This is a genomic window from Blautia wexlerae DSM 19850, assembly GCF_025148125.1.
Lineage (GTDB): Bacteria > Bacillota > Clostridia > Lachnospirales > Lachnospiraceae > Blautia_A > Blautia_A wexlerae.
On record NZ_CP102267.1, the window covers coordinates 1,387,332 to 1,403,691 of the forward strand.

Here is a 16,360-nt window from a genome sequence, read left to right on the forward strand (position 1 = left end):
GATTAAATGGAAACAAAACAGGAGAATGTGATTCCTACCGACTATGCGGAGGTCATGCAGAAATCCTATATAGATTATGCCATGAGTGTTATTATTTCCAGAGCCCTGCCGGATGTGCGTGACGGATTGAAGCCTGTACAGAGAAGAACCCTGTATGATATGTATGAACTGGGTATCCGTTATGACAGACCATACAGAAAATGTGCCCGTATCGTAGGGGATACCATGGGTAAATATCACCCCCACGGTGACAGTTCTATCTACGAAGCGCTTGTGGTAATGGCTCAGGATTTTAAGAAAGGCAAAACACTGGTTGACGGACATGGAAACTTCGGTTCCATCGAGGGTGACGGTGCAGCGGCCATGCGATATACAGAAGCCAGACTGGAGAAACTGACACAGGATGTCTTCCTCGAAGATCTGGATAAGAATGTAGTAGATTTTATGCCGAACTTTGACGAGACAGAGAAGGAACCTGTGGTACTTCCTGTCAGAATCCCGAATCTGCTGGTAAACGGGGCGGATGGTATCGCTGTCGGCATGGCGACCAGCATTCCGCCTCACAATCTGGGTGAAGTAGTGGATGCGGTAAAAGCCTATATGAAGAATAATGACATCAGTGTCAAGGGACTGATGCGCTATCTTAAAGGTCCGGATTTCCCCACAGGCGGTCTGGTGGTAAATAAAGATGACCTGCTCAAGATCTATGAGACAGGAACAGGAAAGCTCCGCGTCAGAGGCAAGGTGGAAACAGTAAAGCTCAAAGGTGGCAGGCAGCAGCTTGTGATCACGGAGATTCCATACACTATGATAGGTGCAAATATAGGAAAATTCCTGAATGATATTGCATCTCTTGTGGAGAGTAAGAAGACAACCGATATTGTGGATATCTCAAATCAGTCATCAAAAGAAGGGATCCGTATTGTTCTTGATCTGAAGCGTGATGCTGATGTGGAGAACCTGACAAACATGCTGTACAAGAAAACCAAGCTGGAAGATACATTTGGTGTCAATATGCTTGCGGTTGCAGATGGCAGACCTGAGACCCTAAGTCTTAAACAGGTGATAGAGCATCATGTGGATTTCGTGTTTGATGTTACAACCAGAAAATACACCACACTTCTGAATAAAGAGCAGGAGAAGAAAGAAATCCAGGAAGGTCTGATCAAGGCATGTGATGTGATCGACCTGATCATCGAGATCCTGCGAGGAAGCAAGAACAGAGAACAGGTAAAGAAATGCCTGGTTGACGGTGTGACAGAAGGAATCAGGTTCAAGAGCAAATCAAGCGAGAAAGCTGCGCAGAAGCTGCATTTCTCAGAGAAACAGGCAGCTGCGATCCTGGATATGCGTCTGTACAAACTGATTGGTCTGGAGATCGAGGCACTTCAGGCAGACTATGCAGAAACAATGAAGAACATTGCCATTTATGAAGATATCCTGAATAATTATGATTCCATGGCAGAAGTGATCATGAAAGAACTGGATCAGATCAAGAAAGAATACGGTACGAAACGCCGCACAGTGATCGAGAATGCAGAAGAAGTTGTCTATGAGGAAAAGAAGATGGAAGAAATGGAAGTCACATTCCTTATGGACCGCTTCGGATATATGCGGACCATTGATAAGTCTGCATATGAGAGAAATAAAGAAGCTGCCAATGCAGAGAACAAATATGTGTTTAACTGTATGAATACAGATAAGATCTGTATCTTTACAGATAATGGAAAGATGCACAGTATCAAGGTGGCAGATATTCCGCTGGTTCGTTTCAGGGATAAGGGGACACCGGCAGATAATCTGAGCAATTATGACAGTGCACAGGAACGTATGCTCTATGTAGCACCACTGGCATCTGTAAAAGAAAATACACTTCTGTTTGTCACTGCTGCATCCATGTGCAAGCTGGTGAGTGGTGCAGAGTTTGATGTGGCGAAGAGAACGATTGTGTCTACGAAACTTGCTGAAGAGGATTCTCTGGTCTTTGTGGGTTCTGCGGATGAAATGGAACAGGTGGTATTCCAGAGTGAAGGCGGATATTTCTTAAGATTTCAGAAACAGGATATTTCTGCTATGAAGAAAACATCTATCGGGGTACGTGGAATGAAACTGGCAGAAGGAGATAAGCTGGATCATGCATATCTTCTGGAAAGCCGCCAGGAATATACCATTACTTATCATGATAAACCCTATGTTCTCAACAGGATAAAACTGTCCAAACGGGACAGTAAAGGAACAAAACCACGTATATAAAACCAACAAATCCGCTAAAATCAAGGTTTTTGCAGGAAAAGCCTTGCAATTGCCGGAAATTGGTGTTACAATACATCTAAATTAGAACTTGTTGACAAAGGAGTGGGCGTGAGCCCACTCTTATTTGTTGCATGGAAAGGCAGGTGGGAAAATGAGCAGACGGGAAGAGTATGAAAAGCGCGCAGAGGAACTTCTGGCACCGATCGTAGAACTTAACGGCTTTGAACTGGTTGATGTAGAATATGTGAAGGAAGCAGGTAACTGGTATCTGAGAGGATACATTGACAAACCAGGCGGAATTACAGTAAATGACTGCGAGACAGTCAGCAGAGCATTCAGTGACAAACTGGATGAGAATGATTTTATCGAAGACAGTTATATCATGGAGATCAGTTCGCCGGGACTGGACAGACCGCTGAAGAAAGACAAAGACTTTGAGAGAAACATGGGAAAACTGGTGGAAATCCGTACCTACCGGCCAATCGAGAAGCAAAAAGAGTTCTGCGGGATTTTGACCGCATATGATAGTAACAGTGTGACAATCGATGAGGATGGAACCGAGCGTGTTTTTGATAAGAAAGACACAGCCCTGATACGCCTCGCAATAGAGTTTTAGTTAATTCGGGAGGATAAGAAAAAAATGAGCAGAGAGTTAAAGGAGGCACTGGATATCCTTGAAAAGGAAAAGAGTATCAGCAAAGATACTCTGCTTGAGGCAATTGAGCAGTCTCTGATCCAGGCCTGCAAAAACCATTTTGGAAAAGCTGACAATGTACATGTAACTATTAATCCGGAAACCTGCGATTTTTCAGTGTATGCAGACAGAAGTATCGTAGAATACGTAGAGGATCCTGCAATGGAGATTTCTCTGGCAGATGCTTTGAAGATCACATCAAGAGCTGAAATTGGAGGCATGATACAGGTTCCGATCCAGTCTAAGGAATTCGGACGTATTGCGACACAGAATGCAAAGAACGTTATCCTGCAGAAAATCCGTGAGGAAGAACGTAAAGTGCTGTATGATGAATACTATGGAAAAGAAAAAGAAGTAGTAACCGGTATTGTACAGCGTGTGATGGGCAAGAATGTAAGCATCAATCTTGGTAAGGCAGATGCAGTATTAAGTGAGAATGAACAGGTGAAAGGGGAAACCTTCCAGCCGACAGAGAGAATAAAGGTGTATATTCTTGAAGTCAAGGATACCCCGAAGGGACCTCGTATTCTGGTGTCCAGAACTCATCCGGGACTTGTGAAACGTCTCTTTGAGTCAGAAGTTGCAGAAGTAAAAGACGGAACTGTTGAGATCAAGAGCATCGCACGTGAGGCCGGTTCCCGTACAAAGATCGCTGTATGGAGCAACGATCCGGATGTAGATGCAGTTGGTGCATGCGTAGGTATGAACGGTGCACGTGTCAATGCAGTAGTTGAGGAACTTCGCGGTGAGAAGATCGATATCATCAACTGGGATGAGAATCCTGCGATCCTGATCGAGAATGCATTGAGCCCTGCAAAGGTTATCGCAGTTATGGCAGATCCTGATGAGAAGACAGCTCTGGTAGTTGTTCCTGATTATCAGCTGTCCCTTGCAATCGGTAAAGAAGGTCAGAATGCACGTCTTGCTGCAAGACTTACAGGATTTAAGATTGACATCAAGAGTGAGACTCAGGCAAAAGAAGCCGGTGATTTCTATGATTATGATGATGACGAGACTGCAGAAGATGCAGCTGAGGCATCAGCAGAGGAAACTTCAGCAGAAGATTCCCTGACAGAAGAAACCGAAGCAGAAGAAGTTTCAGAGGAAGTTCCTGTAGAAGAAGAGCCACAGGCTCAGGAAGCAGGAGAGAATGAAGACGAAGAATAAGATTCCCATGCGCCAGTGTACCGGCTGCAGGGAAATGAAAAGCAAGAAAGAGATGCTCAGAGTTCTTAAGACTACAGAAGATGAGATCGTGCTTGATACTACCGGTAAGAAAAACGGCAGAGGCGCATATCTGTGTCTTTCCAGAGAATGTCTGGATAAAGCGATTAAAAATCATGGACTTGAGCGTTCACTGAAAACTGCGGTTCCGGATGAGGTATACGAACGACTTAAGAAGGAGCTGGAAGATATTGAAAAATAACAGAGTACTGTCGCTGATAGGGCTGGCTACCAAAGCAGGCAAGACCGTAAGCGGAGAATTTTCCACAGAGAAATCTGTAAAGACCGGAAAAGGACTGCTTGTGATCGTTGCTGAGGATGCCTCCGAGAATACAAAGAAGAAATTCAGGAATATGTGCAGTTTTTATGAAGTTCCGATTTTCTTCTTCTCAGATAAAGAGAGCTTAGGCAGAGCAATGGGAAAGGAGTACCGCGCCTGTCTGGCTGTCCAGGATGAGAACTTTGCGAAAGCAATCATGAAGGAGGTATAGCGATTGTCAAAATTAAGAGTACATGAGCTGGCCAGAGAGCTTGGACGACAGAACAGAGAAGTGATCGAGTTTCTGAAATCAAAAGGCGTTGATGTGAGAAGCCATATGAGTATGGTGGATGAGCCTGCGGTTTCGGAAGTAAAGAATAGATTCAGAAAAGACAATAATAACAGGGGAAAGGAGCATATTGCGAAATTGGAGACTCCCAAGACAGAAGAAAAGGTTGTAACAGCAAAATCAGAAGGAGATAAAACTGAAACACCTAAAAAGAAAAAAAATATTATCCGCGTTTTTCATGCACAGAATGCAAGTGACGGAGGAAAAACAAGAAAGAAACCTGTGAAAGCTGAAGGCGAGAGAACAGGTTCACCAAGAAATGCAGAAGGAAGAAATTCCGACAGTTCAAGAACAGACGGTGACAGACCAAGAAGAAATAATAATGACCGCCCAGGTACAGGCAACAGAAGACCGGACGGACAGAACCGTCAGGGAAGACCTCAGGGTGAAGGAAGATCCCAGGGAGGACGTTTTGGCCAGGGAAGAAACCAGGGCGAAGGAAACCGTCAGGGAAGACCTCAGGGCGAGGGAAGATCCCAGGGAGATAACCGCCAGGGAGGACGTTTCGGACAGGGAAGATCCCAGGGCGATGGTCAGGGTCGTCCGGGCGGAAGATTCCAGGGCGATGGAAATCGTCAGGGAGGACGTTTCGGACAGGGAAGACCACAGGGCGAAGGAAACCGTCAGGGAGGAAGACCGCAGGGCAATGGCCAGGGTCGTCCGGACGGAAACAGAAGTGAAGGACGTGACGGACGCTTCGGCGGCAGTCAGGGACGTCAGGGACAGCGCCAGAATACAAGAAAGAATGACGATATGGCATTTGCACCGGAACTGACAAAGACTTCCAAAGACAGCAAGAGAGAAAGAGACAGAGAGAACAAAAACAAGAAAAAAGATTTTGATAAGACACAGAGTGGCGGACGCAGACCAAACCAGGGTGGATTCAATAAGAATTCCAGAATCCCGAAAGCTCTGCAGAAACCGGCTCCGCAGCCAAAACAGGAAGAGAAGAAACCTGAGGTTAAGGAAATCACACTTCCGGAGAAGATGACGATCCGCGAACTGGCAGAAGCTATGAAAATGCAGCCGTCAGTAATTGTGAAGAAGCTCTTTATGCAGGGTATGATGGTTACCGTAAACCATGAGATCGATTTTGAGAAAGCTCAGGAGATTGCTCTGGAATATGATATCATCGCAGAACCGGAAGAGAAGGTAGACGTTATCGAAGAACTCCTCAAAGAGGATGAAGAAGACGAAAAAGATATGGTTTCAAGACCACCTGTAGTCTGTGTTATGGGGCACGTTGACCATGGTAAAACATCTCTTCTGGATGCAATCCGTAAGACAAATGTAACACGTGGAGAAGCCGGCGGTATCACACAGCACATCGGTGCTTCTGTAGTAGAGGTTGGCGGACAGAAGATCACATTCCTGGATACACCTGGACATGAAGCTTTCACAGCTATGCGTATGCGTGGTGCAAACTCCACAGATATTGCAGTTCTGGTTGTAGCAGCTGATGATGGTGTGATGCCTCAGACAGTAGAGGCTATCAGCCATGCGAAGGCGGCAGGCGTTGAGATCATAGTTGCAATCAACAAGATTGATAAGCCAAGTGCTAATATTGAGCGTGTAAAACAGGAACTTTCTGAATATGAACTGATCCCGGAAGACTGGGGCGGAAGTACGATTTTTGTTCCTGTATCCGCACATACAGGAGAGGGAATCGATACTCTTCTTGAGATGATCCTTCTTACAGCCGAGGTATGTGAATTAAAGGCAAATCCGAACCGTTCCGCAAGAGGTCTTGTAATCGAGGCTCAGCTTGATAAAGGTAAAGGTCCGGTTGCCACGATCCTTGTCCAGAAAGGTACTCTTCATGTGGGAGACTTTATTGCAGCAGGAGCATGCAATGGTAAGGTTCGTGCCATGATGGATGATAAGGGACGCAGGATTAAAGAAGCAGGTCCTTCTACTCCTGTAGAAATCCTGGGACTTGGTGATGTGCCGAATGCAGGTGAAATTCTTCTTGCATTTGACAGTGATAAGGAAGCCAAGAACTTTGCAGGTGCATTTGTATCTGAGAACAAGAACCGTCTTCTTGAGGAGACTAAGGGCAAATTATCTCTGGATAATCTCTTTGATCAGATTCAGGCAAGCGATCTGAAGGAACTTCCGCTCATTGTCAAAGCAGATGTACAGGGATCTGTGGAAGCTGTAAAACAGAGTCTGACCAAACTTTCCAATGAAGAAGTGGTTGTAAAGGTGATCCATGGCGGTGTTGGTGCGATCAATGAGTCTGACGTAAGTCTTGCGGCTACATCAAATGCGATCATTATCGGCTTTAATGTCCGTCCGGATGCAACCGCAAAACAGCTTGCTGAGCAGGAAGGTGTAGATCTTCGTCTGTACAGAGTTATTTATCAGGCAATCGAAGATGTAGAAGCTGCCATGAAGGGTATGCTTGATCCTATATTTGAGGAGAAAGTTATCGGTCATGCGGAAGTGCGTCAGCTGTTCAAGGCATCCGGTATTGGTACGATTGCAGGAAGCTATATTCTGGATGGTATCTTCCAGAGAAACTGCAAGGTTCGTATTTCCAGAGAAGGCGAGCAGATATTTGAAGGTGAGCTTGCATCCCTGAAGAGATTCAAAGACGATGTTAAGGAAGTTAAGGCAGGATACGAATGTGGCCTTGTATTTGACGGATTTAACGATGTGAAAGAGGAAGATAAAGTAGAAGCTTATATCATGGTAGAAGTACCGAGATAGTAATGGTTTATAAAGGTAGGGTGCGCGATTCATAGTGTCAGGTACAGTGTGGTGCGCACCTTGACTTGATTGTGGTAATTCAGAAAATAATGTGATCAGGATAGTCGATGATCCGGATTGCTCACAGTATTTGACAGAATTGCCGGATATATAGGAGTAAAACTTAAAATGAGAAAAAACAGTATTAAGAATACCCGGATCAATGGGGAAGTCCAGAAGGAACTCAGCACCATTATCCGCAACGAGATCAAGGACCCGCGTATTCATCCGATGACTTCTGTCATGGCTGTAGAAGTGGCTCCTGATCTGAAAACCTGCAGAGCATATATCAGTGTGCTGGGTGAAAAAGAAGCAAAGGAAGCGACGATCAAAGGTCTGAACAGTGCAGAAGGCTACATCAGACGCCAGCTGGCGCGTAATTTAAACCTGAGAAATACACCGGAGATCCGTTTTATCCTGGACGAATCTATTGAGTATGGTGTAAATATGTCAAAGCTTATTGATGATGTTACCAAGAAAGACAGCAACTCCCACAGACAGGATGAGGAGCAGGATGAGAATTAAAAGAGGATGAGAACATGGAAAATATTGCGGAAATACTGGAAGGTGTGAAAACAATGGGAATCGGCGGACATATCCGTCCGGATGGTGACTGCGTTGGTTCCTGTATGGCGTTATATTTATATGTAAAAACCTATTATCCGGAAATTCAGGCAGATGTGTACCTGGATAATCCCAAACCTGTTTTCGGACATATTGACTGTATGGATGAGATTAAAACAGAGCTGGACGGTGACAAAGAGTATGACCTTTTTGTTACCTGTGATGTAAGTGCAAAAGACAGACTTGCCATTGCAGGTCCATATTTTGACACTGCAAAAAGAACAGCATGTATTGATCATCATATTAGTAACTCCGGATTTGCACAGGTGAATCATATCAGGGGAGAGGTAAGCTCTGCCTGTGAAGTTCTCTATGGGCTTTTTGAGCCTGAGAAAGTGGTCCGTACCATTGCAGTGCCGATCTATACGGGAATGGTTCATGACACAGGGGTATTTCAGTACTCTTCAACTTCACCGGAGACCATGCGTATTGCCGGGGAACTGATGAAGACAGGATTCAATTTCAGTAAGATCATTGACGAATCTTTCTATCAGAAAACTTATGTGCAGAATCAGGTAATGGGGCGTGTTCTTGCAGAGAGTATCCTGCTTCTGGATGGAAAATGTATTATCGGATATCTTAAAAAAAGAGACATGGAGTTCTATGGTGTGGATGGCAAGGATCTGGACGGTATCGTCAGTCAGCTTCGCCTTACAGCGGGAGTGGAAGTTGCCATGTTTATCTATGAAGTGGAAACTCAGTCTTTCAAAGTTTCCCTGCGTTCCAACGGAAATGTGGATGTAAGCAAGATTGCAGTATATTTTGGCGGCGGCGGTCATATGAGAGCAGCAGGATGTGATCTTCAGGGTTCTGTGTATGATGTGATCAACAATGTGACAGAACAGATCTGCAAACAGTTTCAGGAGCAGGAAGTCTGATGGATGGAGTAATTGTAATCCGTAAGGAAAAAGGATTCACTTCCCATGATGTGGTGGCAAAGCTTCGGGGAATCCTTCATATGAAGAAAATCGGACATACCGGAACTCTTGATCCGGATGCAGAAGGAGTGCTCCCGGTGGCTCTGGGAAAAGCAACCCGTCTGGTGGATATGATCACAGATAAAGAGAAAACCTATGAGGCAGTGATGCGTCTGGGTGTTATTACGGATACCCAGGATATGAGCGGAACTGTTCTCTCACAGACTACAGAGCTTTCCGTTACAGAAGAAGAGCTTTGCACAGTGGTCAGTTCTTTTGTGGGAGACTATATGCAGGTGCCGCCAATGTATTCAGCACTGAAGGTCAATGGAAAGAAACTCTATGAACTTGCCAGAGAGGGCAAGACTGTGGAGCGTAAACCAAGACCTGTACATTTTTATGAGATAGAAATTCTGGATATCAGTTTTCCGCTGGTGCGTTTTCGTGTGACCTGCAGCAAGGGAACCTATATCCGTACTCTGTGCCATGATATAGGGGAAAAGCTGGGCTGTGGAGCTGCCATGGAAAGTCTTTTGCGGACAAAGGTGGGCAGATTTACACTGGATGATGCCATTACCCTGGCGCAGACAGAAGAGGCAGTGAAGAAAGGAACCATAGAGAGTAAAATCCTCGGTATTGAGGAGATTCTTGCAGAGTATCCAAGGGTATGCTGTACAAAAGAAGGGGACAGACTTTTGGCTAATGGAAATCCTCTTGTACAGGCACTGGTCGATGCACAGGAGAAAAAAGGATGGATCCGTATGTGCAGCAGTGAAGGCAGTTTTGCCGGAGTTTACCAGTGGGACGAGAAAAGAAACAGGTATTTCCCTGTAAAAATGTTTTAGGAGACATGATGGAATATTTAAGGATTGAGAATGATTTTCCCAGAATTTCACACAGTGCGGTAACACTTGGGAAGTTTGACGGCATACACCGCGGACATCAGAAACTGGTTGAGAAAATTATTGAGCAGAAACAGGAAGGTGCACAGGCGGTTGTACTTGCGCTTGGAACTGCCTCAAGAACAATCCTCACAAAGGAAGAGAGATGTCGTATATTGGAAGAAATGGGAGTGGATATACTGTTGGAATGTCCGCTCACAGAGAAAATACGGCACATGAAAGCAGAGAATTTTATAAAAGAAATATTGATAGGAGATCTGCAGGTTTCCTATGTGGCAGTTGGAGAGGATTTCCGTTTTGGCTATGAGCGGAAAGGAACTCCTGCCATGCTCAAAGAGTTCGGAAAGAAATATGGATTTCATACGGAAGTCCTGCCAAAAGAAATGGACGGACGCCGTAAGATTAGTAGTACCTTTGTCAGGGAAGAACTGAACAGAGGAAATATGGAAAAATTCCGTTTCCTTATGGGAACAGATTTCTCAGTGGAAGGAATCGTTGAACATGGACGTGGAATGGGACATAAATATCTGCTTCCGACCACCAACCTGATCCCTCCGGTAGAGAAACTGATGCCTCCAAACGGGGTTTATATCACAGTATCCCATTTCAGAGACAGAAGTTATCAGGGAATTACCAATGTAGGTCATAAGCCTACTGTTGGCGGCGAGAAGTTTATTGGTGTGGAAACATATCTGTTTGACTGCAATGAAGATCTGTATGGGGAATACTGCAAGGTGGATTTCAAAAAATTCCTCAGACCTGAACAGAAGTTTTCTTCGCTGGAGGCGCTGAAAGCACAGCTGGAGAGAGATGCTGTGAAGGGACAGGAATATTTTGAAACTTTGTAAAAAAGAGGTTTACACGCCAGAATCAATGTGCTATACTAACCAAGGTGAATTTAGCCCATGTTCAGGGACCGGACGCTCCGACCATCTCTTAATGTGTGGCGGTCAGTCAATAATAATTATAGAATACAGGAGGAAATCACAATGATTTCAAAAGAAAAGAAAGCAGCGATCATGAAAGAATATGCAAGAACTGAAGGCGATACAGGATCACCGGAAGTACAGGTAGCAGTTCTTACAGCAAGAATTCAGGAACTTACAGAGCATTTACAGAGCAACCATAAAGATCATCACTCCAGACGTGGTCTTCTGAAAATGGTAGGTCAGAGACGTGGACTGTTAGCTTACCTGAAGAAAACAGACATCGAAAGATACCGTGCACTGATTGAAAAATTAGGCTTAAGAAAATAATAGCCTTTTAGTATGCGGAAGGGGGCGGATTTCCATCCGCCTCCCTTTTTATGTATATGGCAGTTCTGTAAAATATGGTGTTTTTCAGGATTGCGGTGGCTTGTTGTTTCGACTGCATCTGCATATTCAGAAGCTGCGAAACATGACAGGAGTTATTTCCGAGACTACTGAAAAGATTATTTTGTATATGAAAGTAACAAAACAGGCAGATATATTTGCCTGAAAAGTAGTTTTTTCAGTTGTTTCGGACTCCTGTTTTAATGTGACAATTTCATAAAAAGTCTGAACGTTGATGGACAAGATTGTCAGCAGACGGAACAGACAAATTTGAAAAGAATAAAGTAGTTACCGGACATGCAGTGAACGGTAACAGAAAATGACAACAGAATTATGAAAAAAGGAGAATGAACATATGTACAAAAGTTATTCCATGGAATTAGCCGGAAGAACCTTGACAGTAGATATCAACCGCGTTGCAAAACAGGCAAACGGTGCAGCATTAATGCACTATGGTGATACTACAGTTTTATCTACAGCAACAGCATCCAAAGAGCCAAGAGAAGGAATTGATTTCTTCCCGTTAAGCGTTGAATATGAAGAGAAAATGTATGCAGTAGGCAAAATCCCAGGAGGATTTAACAAGAGAGAGGGAAAAGCAAGCGAGCATGCAATCCTTACTTCACGCGTGATCGACAGACCAATGCGTCCTCTGTTTCCGAAGGACTACAGAAACGACGTAACACTGGTAAACATGGTTATGTCTGTTGATCCTGAGTGTAATCCGGAGATTCCGGCTATGCTTGGTTCCTCTATTGCAACCTGTATTTCCGATATTCCGTTTGATGGTCCGTGTGCTACCACACAGGTTGGTCTGATCAATGGTGAATATATCATCAACCCTACCATGGCACAGAAAGATGTATCTGACCTTCAGCTTACAGTAGCTTCCACAAGAGAGAAAGTAATCATGATCGAAGCCGGCGCAAAAGAAGTTCCGGAAGACAAGATGATCGAAGCTATCTATAAAGCTCATGAAGTAAACCAGGAGATCATCAAATTTATCGATAAGATCGTAGAAGAATGCGGAAAACCGAAACACAGCTACGAATCATGTGCAGTTCCGGAAGAACTCTTCGCAGCGATCAAAGAAATCGTACCTCCGGCAGAAATGGAAGTTGCCGTATTCTCTGACGATAAACAGACAAGAGAAGAAAATATCCGTCAGGTAACAGAGAAACTGAAAGAAGCTTTTGCTGACAAGGAAGAGTGGCTTGCAGTTCTGGGCGAGGCTGTATATCAGTACCAGAAGAAGACTGTCCGCAAGATGATCTTAAAAGACCACAAACGTCCTGATGGTCGTGCCATTACTCAGATCCGTCCTCTGGCAGCAGAGACAGATATTATCCCCAGAGTACATGGCTCTGCTATGTTCACACGTGGACAGACACAGATCTGTACCATCACAACTCTGGCTCCTCTTGCAGAAGCACAGAAGCTTGACGGACTTGACGAATTTGAAACTTCAAAGAGATATATGCATCACTACAATTTCCCGTCCTACTCTGTAGGTGAGACAAAACCATCCAGAGGACCGGGACGTCGTGAGATCGGACATGGTGCACTTGCTGAGAGAGCATTAGTTCCTGTACTTCCAAGCGAAGAGGAATTCCCATATGCGATCCGTACTGTATCTGAGACATTTGAATCCAATGGTTCTACTTCTCAGGCAAGTATCTGTGCATCCACAATGTCTCTGATGGCAGCCGGTGTACCGATCAAAAAACCGGTAGCAGGTATTTCCTGTGGTCTGGTAACAGGCGATACAGATGATGATTACATTGTTCTCACAGATATCCAGGGACTTGAAGACTTCTTCGGAGATATGGACTTCAAGGTAGCCGGAACTCATGACGGTATCACAGCAATCCAGATGGATATCAAGATCCATGGACTGACAAGACCGATCGTAGAAGAAGCGATCAGACGTACAAAAGAAGCAAGAGAATATATCCTGACAGAAGTTATGGAGAAATGTATTGCAGCTCCACGTACATCTGTAGGCGAATATGCTCCGAAGATCATTCAGATCCAGATCGATCCTCAGAAGATCGGTGATGTTGTAGGTCAGAGAGGAAAGACTATCAATACGATCATCGAGCGTACAGGTGTTAAGATCGATATCACAGACGAAGGTGCGGTATCTATCTGTGGAGTTGATCAGAAGAGCATGGATGAGGCAGCTAACATGGTTAAGATCATTGCAACTGATTTTGAAGCAGGACAGATCTTTACAGGTAAAGTTGTCAGCATCAAAGAGTTTGGTGCATTCGTTGAATTTGCACCGGGTAAAGAGGGAATGGTACACATTTCCAAGATCTGTAAAGAAAGAATCAATCGTGTTGAGGATGTTCTCACACTTGGTGATAAAGTTAAGGTTGTCTGCCTTGGCAAAGACAAGATGGGAAGAATCAGCTTCAGCATGAAGGATGTACCGGAAGAAGCGTAAAAAATTATGAGATATCACAATATTACCAAGGACGATATGCTTAATGGCGACGGACTTCGTGTAGTGCTCTGGGTGGCAGGATGCAATCACTGCTGTCCGGAGTGCCAGAATCCTGTCACCTGGGATCCAAACGGCGGACTGCCTTTCGGTGAGGCAGAACGCAAGGAGATTTTTGCGGAACTGGATAAGGATTATGTGAGCGGAATTACCTTTTCAGGTGGAGATCCACTGCACCCGGCAAATATCACTGAGGTAACAGCCTTTGCGAAGGAGATCAGAAAGAGATATCCTGGTAAAACAATCTGGCTTTATACAGGTTTCCTCTGGGAGGAGATCTGCAAAGAAGAGATTGTGCGTTATCTGGATGTCTGCGTAGACGGTGAATTTGAGGTGGACAAGAAAGAACTTTCCCTGAAATGGAAAGGTTCCAGCAATCAGAGAGTGATCGATGTTCCCAAAACTCTTCATGAAGGAAAAGTCGTATTGCATAAATAAGAAATATACAGGCAGTTCAAGTATGCGTCAGGTGTACCTGAACTGCTTTTTTACTGAATCAGTCAAATATTCAGCTATGAGTGTACTGCGAAGCAGGAGTGTCAGCTTTGCATGACCAGACAGGAGGAAAAACAGATGAAACGAATCGCAAAATTTCATAAAGTAAGCAAAGAACGCTTCACAGCAGACTGGATCGATACCTTCGCACAGTCTCAGGAAGAAGCAGAGAAAGTATACGAGGCTATCCGTCTGCCGAAGAGAGCGACAGCAGGAAGTGCCGGCTATGACTTTTTCGCACCGGCAGAATTTACTCTGAAGCCAGGCGAAACAGTAAAGATCCCGACAGGAATCCGGGTGGAAATGCAGCCGGAATGGGTGCTGAAATGTTATCCGAGAAGCGGACTGGGATTTAAATACCGTCTTCAGCTTAACAACACAGTTGGTATCATTGACAGTGATTATTTCTATTCAGATAACGAAGGCCACATTTTTTCAAAGATCACAAATGATTCCAATGAAAACAAAACTCTGACAATCCCGGCAGATACAGGATTCATGCAGGGAATCTTTGTAGAGTACGGAATCACGGTAGATGATGATGCTACAGAAATCCGCAATGGTGGATTTGGAAGTACTACTGCGAAATAGTGGGTAAAAGTAATGTAATGTTCTAGCGGAGCATATTTCACAAAGTTTATAGATGAAATCAGAGCCAGAATGTAAAAAAAGTAGAACATAGGGAAGAATCTGAGATTTTTACTTTACGTTCTGCTTTTTCTTTGCTATAATATTTTGAGATTCAAAATATTTGCAATACATACAATTCAAGCGTATATACTGCGGAGCAGTTATTCGATTATGAACAAGTAACGAAGCGGATGATTTTATCCGCTTGACTAAAAAATATCAGGCAAAGAAATAAATTCAGGGAGAAAAGTTATGATCATCGAGCCAAAAGTAAGAGAATATATCTGTACAACCGCACATCCGCAGGGATGTGCAGAGAGTGTGCGCAACCAGGCAGATTACGCCTGTAAACAGGGAATGGTAAACGGAACAAAAAAAGCACTGATCATCGGATGTTCTACAGGCTACGGCCTCGCATCCCGAATCTGCGCACTGGAAAACTGTGGTGCCGATACTCTTGGAATCATGTTTGAACGTCAGGCAAATGGCAGAAGGACAGCTACACCCGGATGGTATAACACTGCGGAATTTCATCGCCTGGCAGCAGAAAAAGGTGCCTATGCCAAGACTGTCAACGGAGATGCTTTTTCAAAAGAAATAAAAGATAAAGCAATTGAGCTGATCAAAAAAGATCTGGGAAAGGTGGATCTGGTAGTTTACAGTCTGGCAGCGCCAAGACGTACAGATTCTGAAGGAAAAATCTGGTCCTCTTGCCTGAAGACTACAGGTGAGGCTTTCACAGAAAAGAGTCTTGATCTGCGAAACAATGAGATTACAGAGAAAACAGTAGAACCGGCTACTGAAGAAGAGGTTTTAAGCACAGTCAAAGTTATGGGCGGCGAAGACTGGGCAGACTGGATTGATGCGCTGAAAGCAGCAGATGTACTGACTGAGAATGCAGTAACCGTAGCATATTCCTATATCGGACCGGAACTTACTTATCCAATTTACTATCACGGAACCATCGGAACTGCCAAACAGCATTTACAGAAAACAATGTCTGAGATCAACCAGGCACACCCGGATGTCTGTGCGGTAATATCAGTAAATAAAGGTCTTGTAACTCAGGCAAGTGCAGCAATTCCGGTTGTGCCGCTGTATTTTGCAATCCTCTATAAAGTAATGAAGAAAGCCGGAAATCATGAAAACTGCATTCAGCAGATTGCCAGACTATTTACACAGAAACTCTACACACCAACAGGCTTCCAGACAGATGAGAATGGTTTCATTCGTATGGATGATTACGAACTGGCGCCGGAGATTCAGGAAGAAGTAAAAAAATGCTGGAAAGCTGTTACTACAGATACTGTAAAGGAATATTGCGATATTGATGGTTACTGGGAAGATTTCTATCATATGTTTGGATTCCGATATGAAGATATCGACTATACTCAGGATGTGGATGCTGATATAGAAATTGATGGAGTTGTAATGTAATAAAAA

Annotated in this window: 15 protein-coding genes; all 15 read left to right on the forward strand. The window is 44.2% G+C overall.

The genetic code is table 11. The annotated features are described in order from the left end of the window. Positions 1-6 precede the first annotated feature (6 nt). The 15 genes from NQ550_RS06410 (at position 7) to fabV (ending at position 16,354) form a co-directional block, all read left to right on the forward strand. Positions 7-2,253, forward strand: a complete 2,247-nt coding sequence (locus NQ550_RS06410; protein WP_025577174.1) for a DNA gyrase/topoisomerase IV subunit A — start codon at positions 7-9, stop codon at positions 2,251-2,253. A 151-nt stretch (positions 2,254-2,404) separates the two neighbouring features. After that, positions 2,405-2,869, forward strand: coding sequence for a ribosome maturation factor RimP (locus NQ550_RS06415; protein WP_008707593.1), 465 nt, complete (start codon positions 2,405-2,407; stop codon positions 2,867-2,869). Positions 2,870-2,893: 24 nt separating this feature from the next. After that, the gene (nusA, locus tag NQ550_RS06420; protein WP_022380143.1) at positions 2,894-4,114 is read left to right on the forward strand and encodes a transcription termination factor NusA; all 1,221 of its coding nucleotides are present in this window, start codon (positions 2,894-2,896) and stop codon (positions 4,112-4,114) included. Next, a complete protein-coding gene (gene rnpM / locus NQ550_RS06425; protein ID WP_008707588.1) occupies positions 4,098-4,373 on the forward strand; it encodes an RNase P modulator RnpM in 276 nt (91 codons plus the stop codon). The genes nusA and rnpM overlap by 17 nt, the downstream gene beginning before the upstream one ends. Then, the gene (locus NQ550_RS06430; RefSeq protein ID WP_008707587.1) at positions 4,324-4,662 is read left to right on the forward strand and encodes a L7Ae/L30e/S12e/Gadd45 family ribosomal protein; all 339 of its coding nucleotides are present in this window, start codon (positions 4,324-4,326) and stop codon (positions 4,660-4,662) included. The genes rnpM and NQ550_RS06430 overlap by 50 nt, the downstream gene beginning before the upstream one ends. A 3-nt stretch (positions 4,663-4,665) precedes the next feature. Further along, positions 4,666-7,491, forward strand: coding sequence for a translation initiation factor IF-2 (infB, locus tag NQ550_RS06435; RefSeq protein WP_025577178.1), 2,826 nt, complete (start codon positions 4,666-4,668; stop codon positions 7,489-7,491). A 168-nt stretch (positions 7,492-7,659) separates the two neighbouring features. Further along, complete coding sequence (rbfA, locus tag NQ550_RS06440) at positions 7,660-8,055, forward strand: 30S ribosome-binding factor RbfA (protein WP_008707585.1); 396 nt, start codon at positions 7,660-7,662, stop codon at positions 8,053-8,055. Positions 8,056-8,069: 14 nt separating this feature from the next. Then, entirely contained in the window at positions 8,070-9,032 is a 963-nt protein-coding gene (locus tag NQ550_RS06445) for a DHH family phosphoesterase (protein WP_025577180.1), read from the forward strand. Then, entirely contained in the window at positions 9,029-9,916 is an 888-nt protein-coding gene (gene truB / locus NQ550_RS06450; RefSeq protein ID WP_025577182.1) for a tRNA pseudouridine(55) synthase TruB, read from the forward strand. Before NQ550_RS06445 ends, truB begins: the two co-directional genes overlap by 4 nt. Before the next feature lie 8 nt (positions 9,917-9,924). After that, on the forward strand, positions 9,925-10,821 hold the full coding sequence (locus NQ550_RS06455; protein WP_025577184.1) for a bifunctional riboflavin kinase/FAD synthetase: 897 nt from the start codon (positions 9,925-9,927) through the stop codon (positions 10,819-10,821). Between the two features lie 141 nt (positions 10,822-10,962). Beyond that, positions 10,963-11,229 carry a 30S ribosomal protein S15 gene (gene rpsO, locus NQ550_RS06460; RefSeq protein WP_008707580.1) on the forward strand — a complete coding sequence of 89 codons (267 nt, stop codon included), beginning with the start codon at positions 10,963-10,965 and terminating at the stop codon, positions 11,227-11,229. A gap of 412 nt (positions 11,230-11,641) precedes the next feature. Continuing rightward, a complete protein-coding gene (locus NQ550_RS06465) occupies positions 11,642-13,735 on the forward strand; it encodes a polyribonucleotide nucleotidyltransferase (RefSeq protein WP_025577186.1) in 2,094 nt (697 codons plus the stop codon). A 6-nt stretch (positions 13,736-13,741) separates the two neighbouring features. After that, the gene (gene nrdG, locus NQ550_RS06470; protein WP_008707576.1) at positions 13,742-14,230 is read left to right on the forward strand and encodes an anaerobic ribonucleoside-triphosphate reductase activating protein; all 489 of its coding nucleotides are present in this window, start codon (positions 13,742-13,744) and stop codon (positions 14,228-14,230) included. A 135-nt stretch (positions 14,231-14,365) separates the two neighbouring features. After that, a complete protein-coding gene (locus tag NQ550_RS06475) occupies positions 14,366-14,878 on the forward strand; it encodes a dCTP deaminase/dUTPase family protein (protein ID WP_008707572.1) in 513 nt (170 codons plus the stop codon). Positions 14,879-15,169: 291 nt separating this feature from the next. Beyond that, on the forward strand, positions 15,170-16,354 hold the full coding sequence (fabV, locus tag NQ550_RS06480; RefSeq protein WP_025577188.1) for an enoyl-ACP reductase FabV: 1,185 nt from the start codon (positions 15,170-15,172) through the stop codon (positions 16,352-16,354). Positions 16,355-16,360 lie beyond the last annotated feature (6 nt).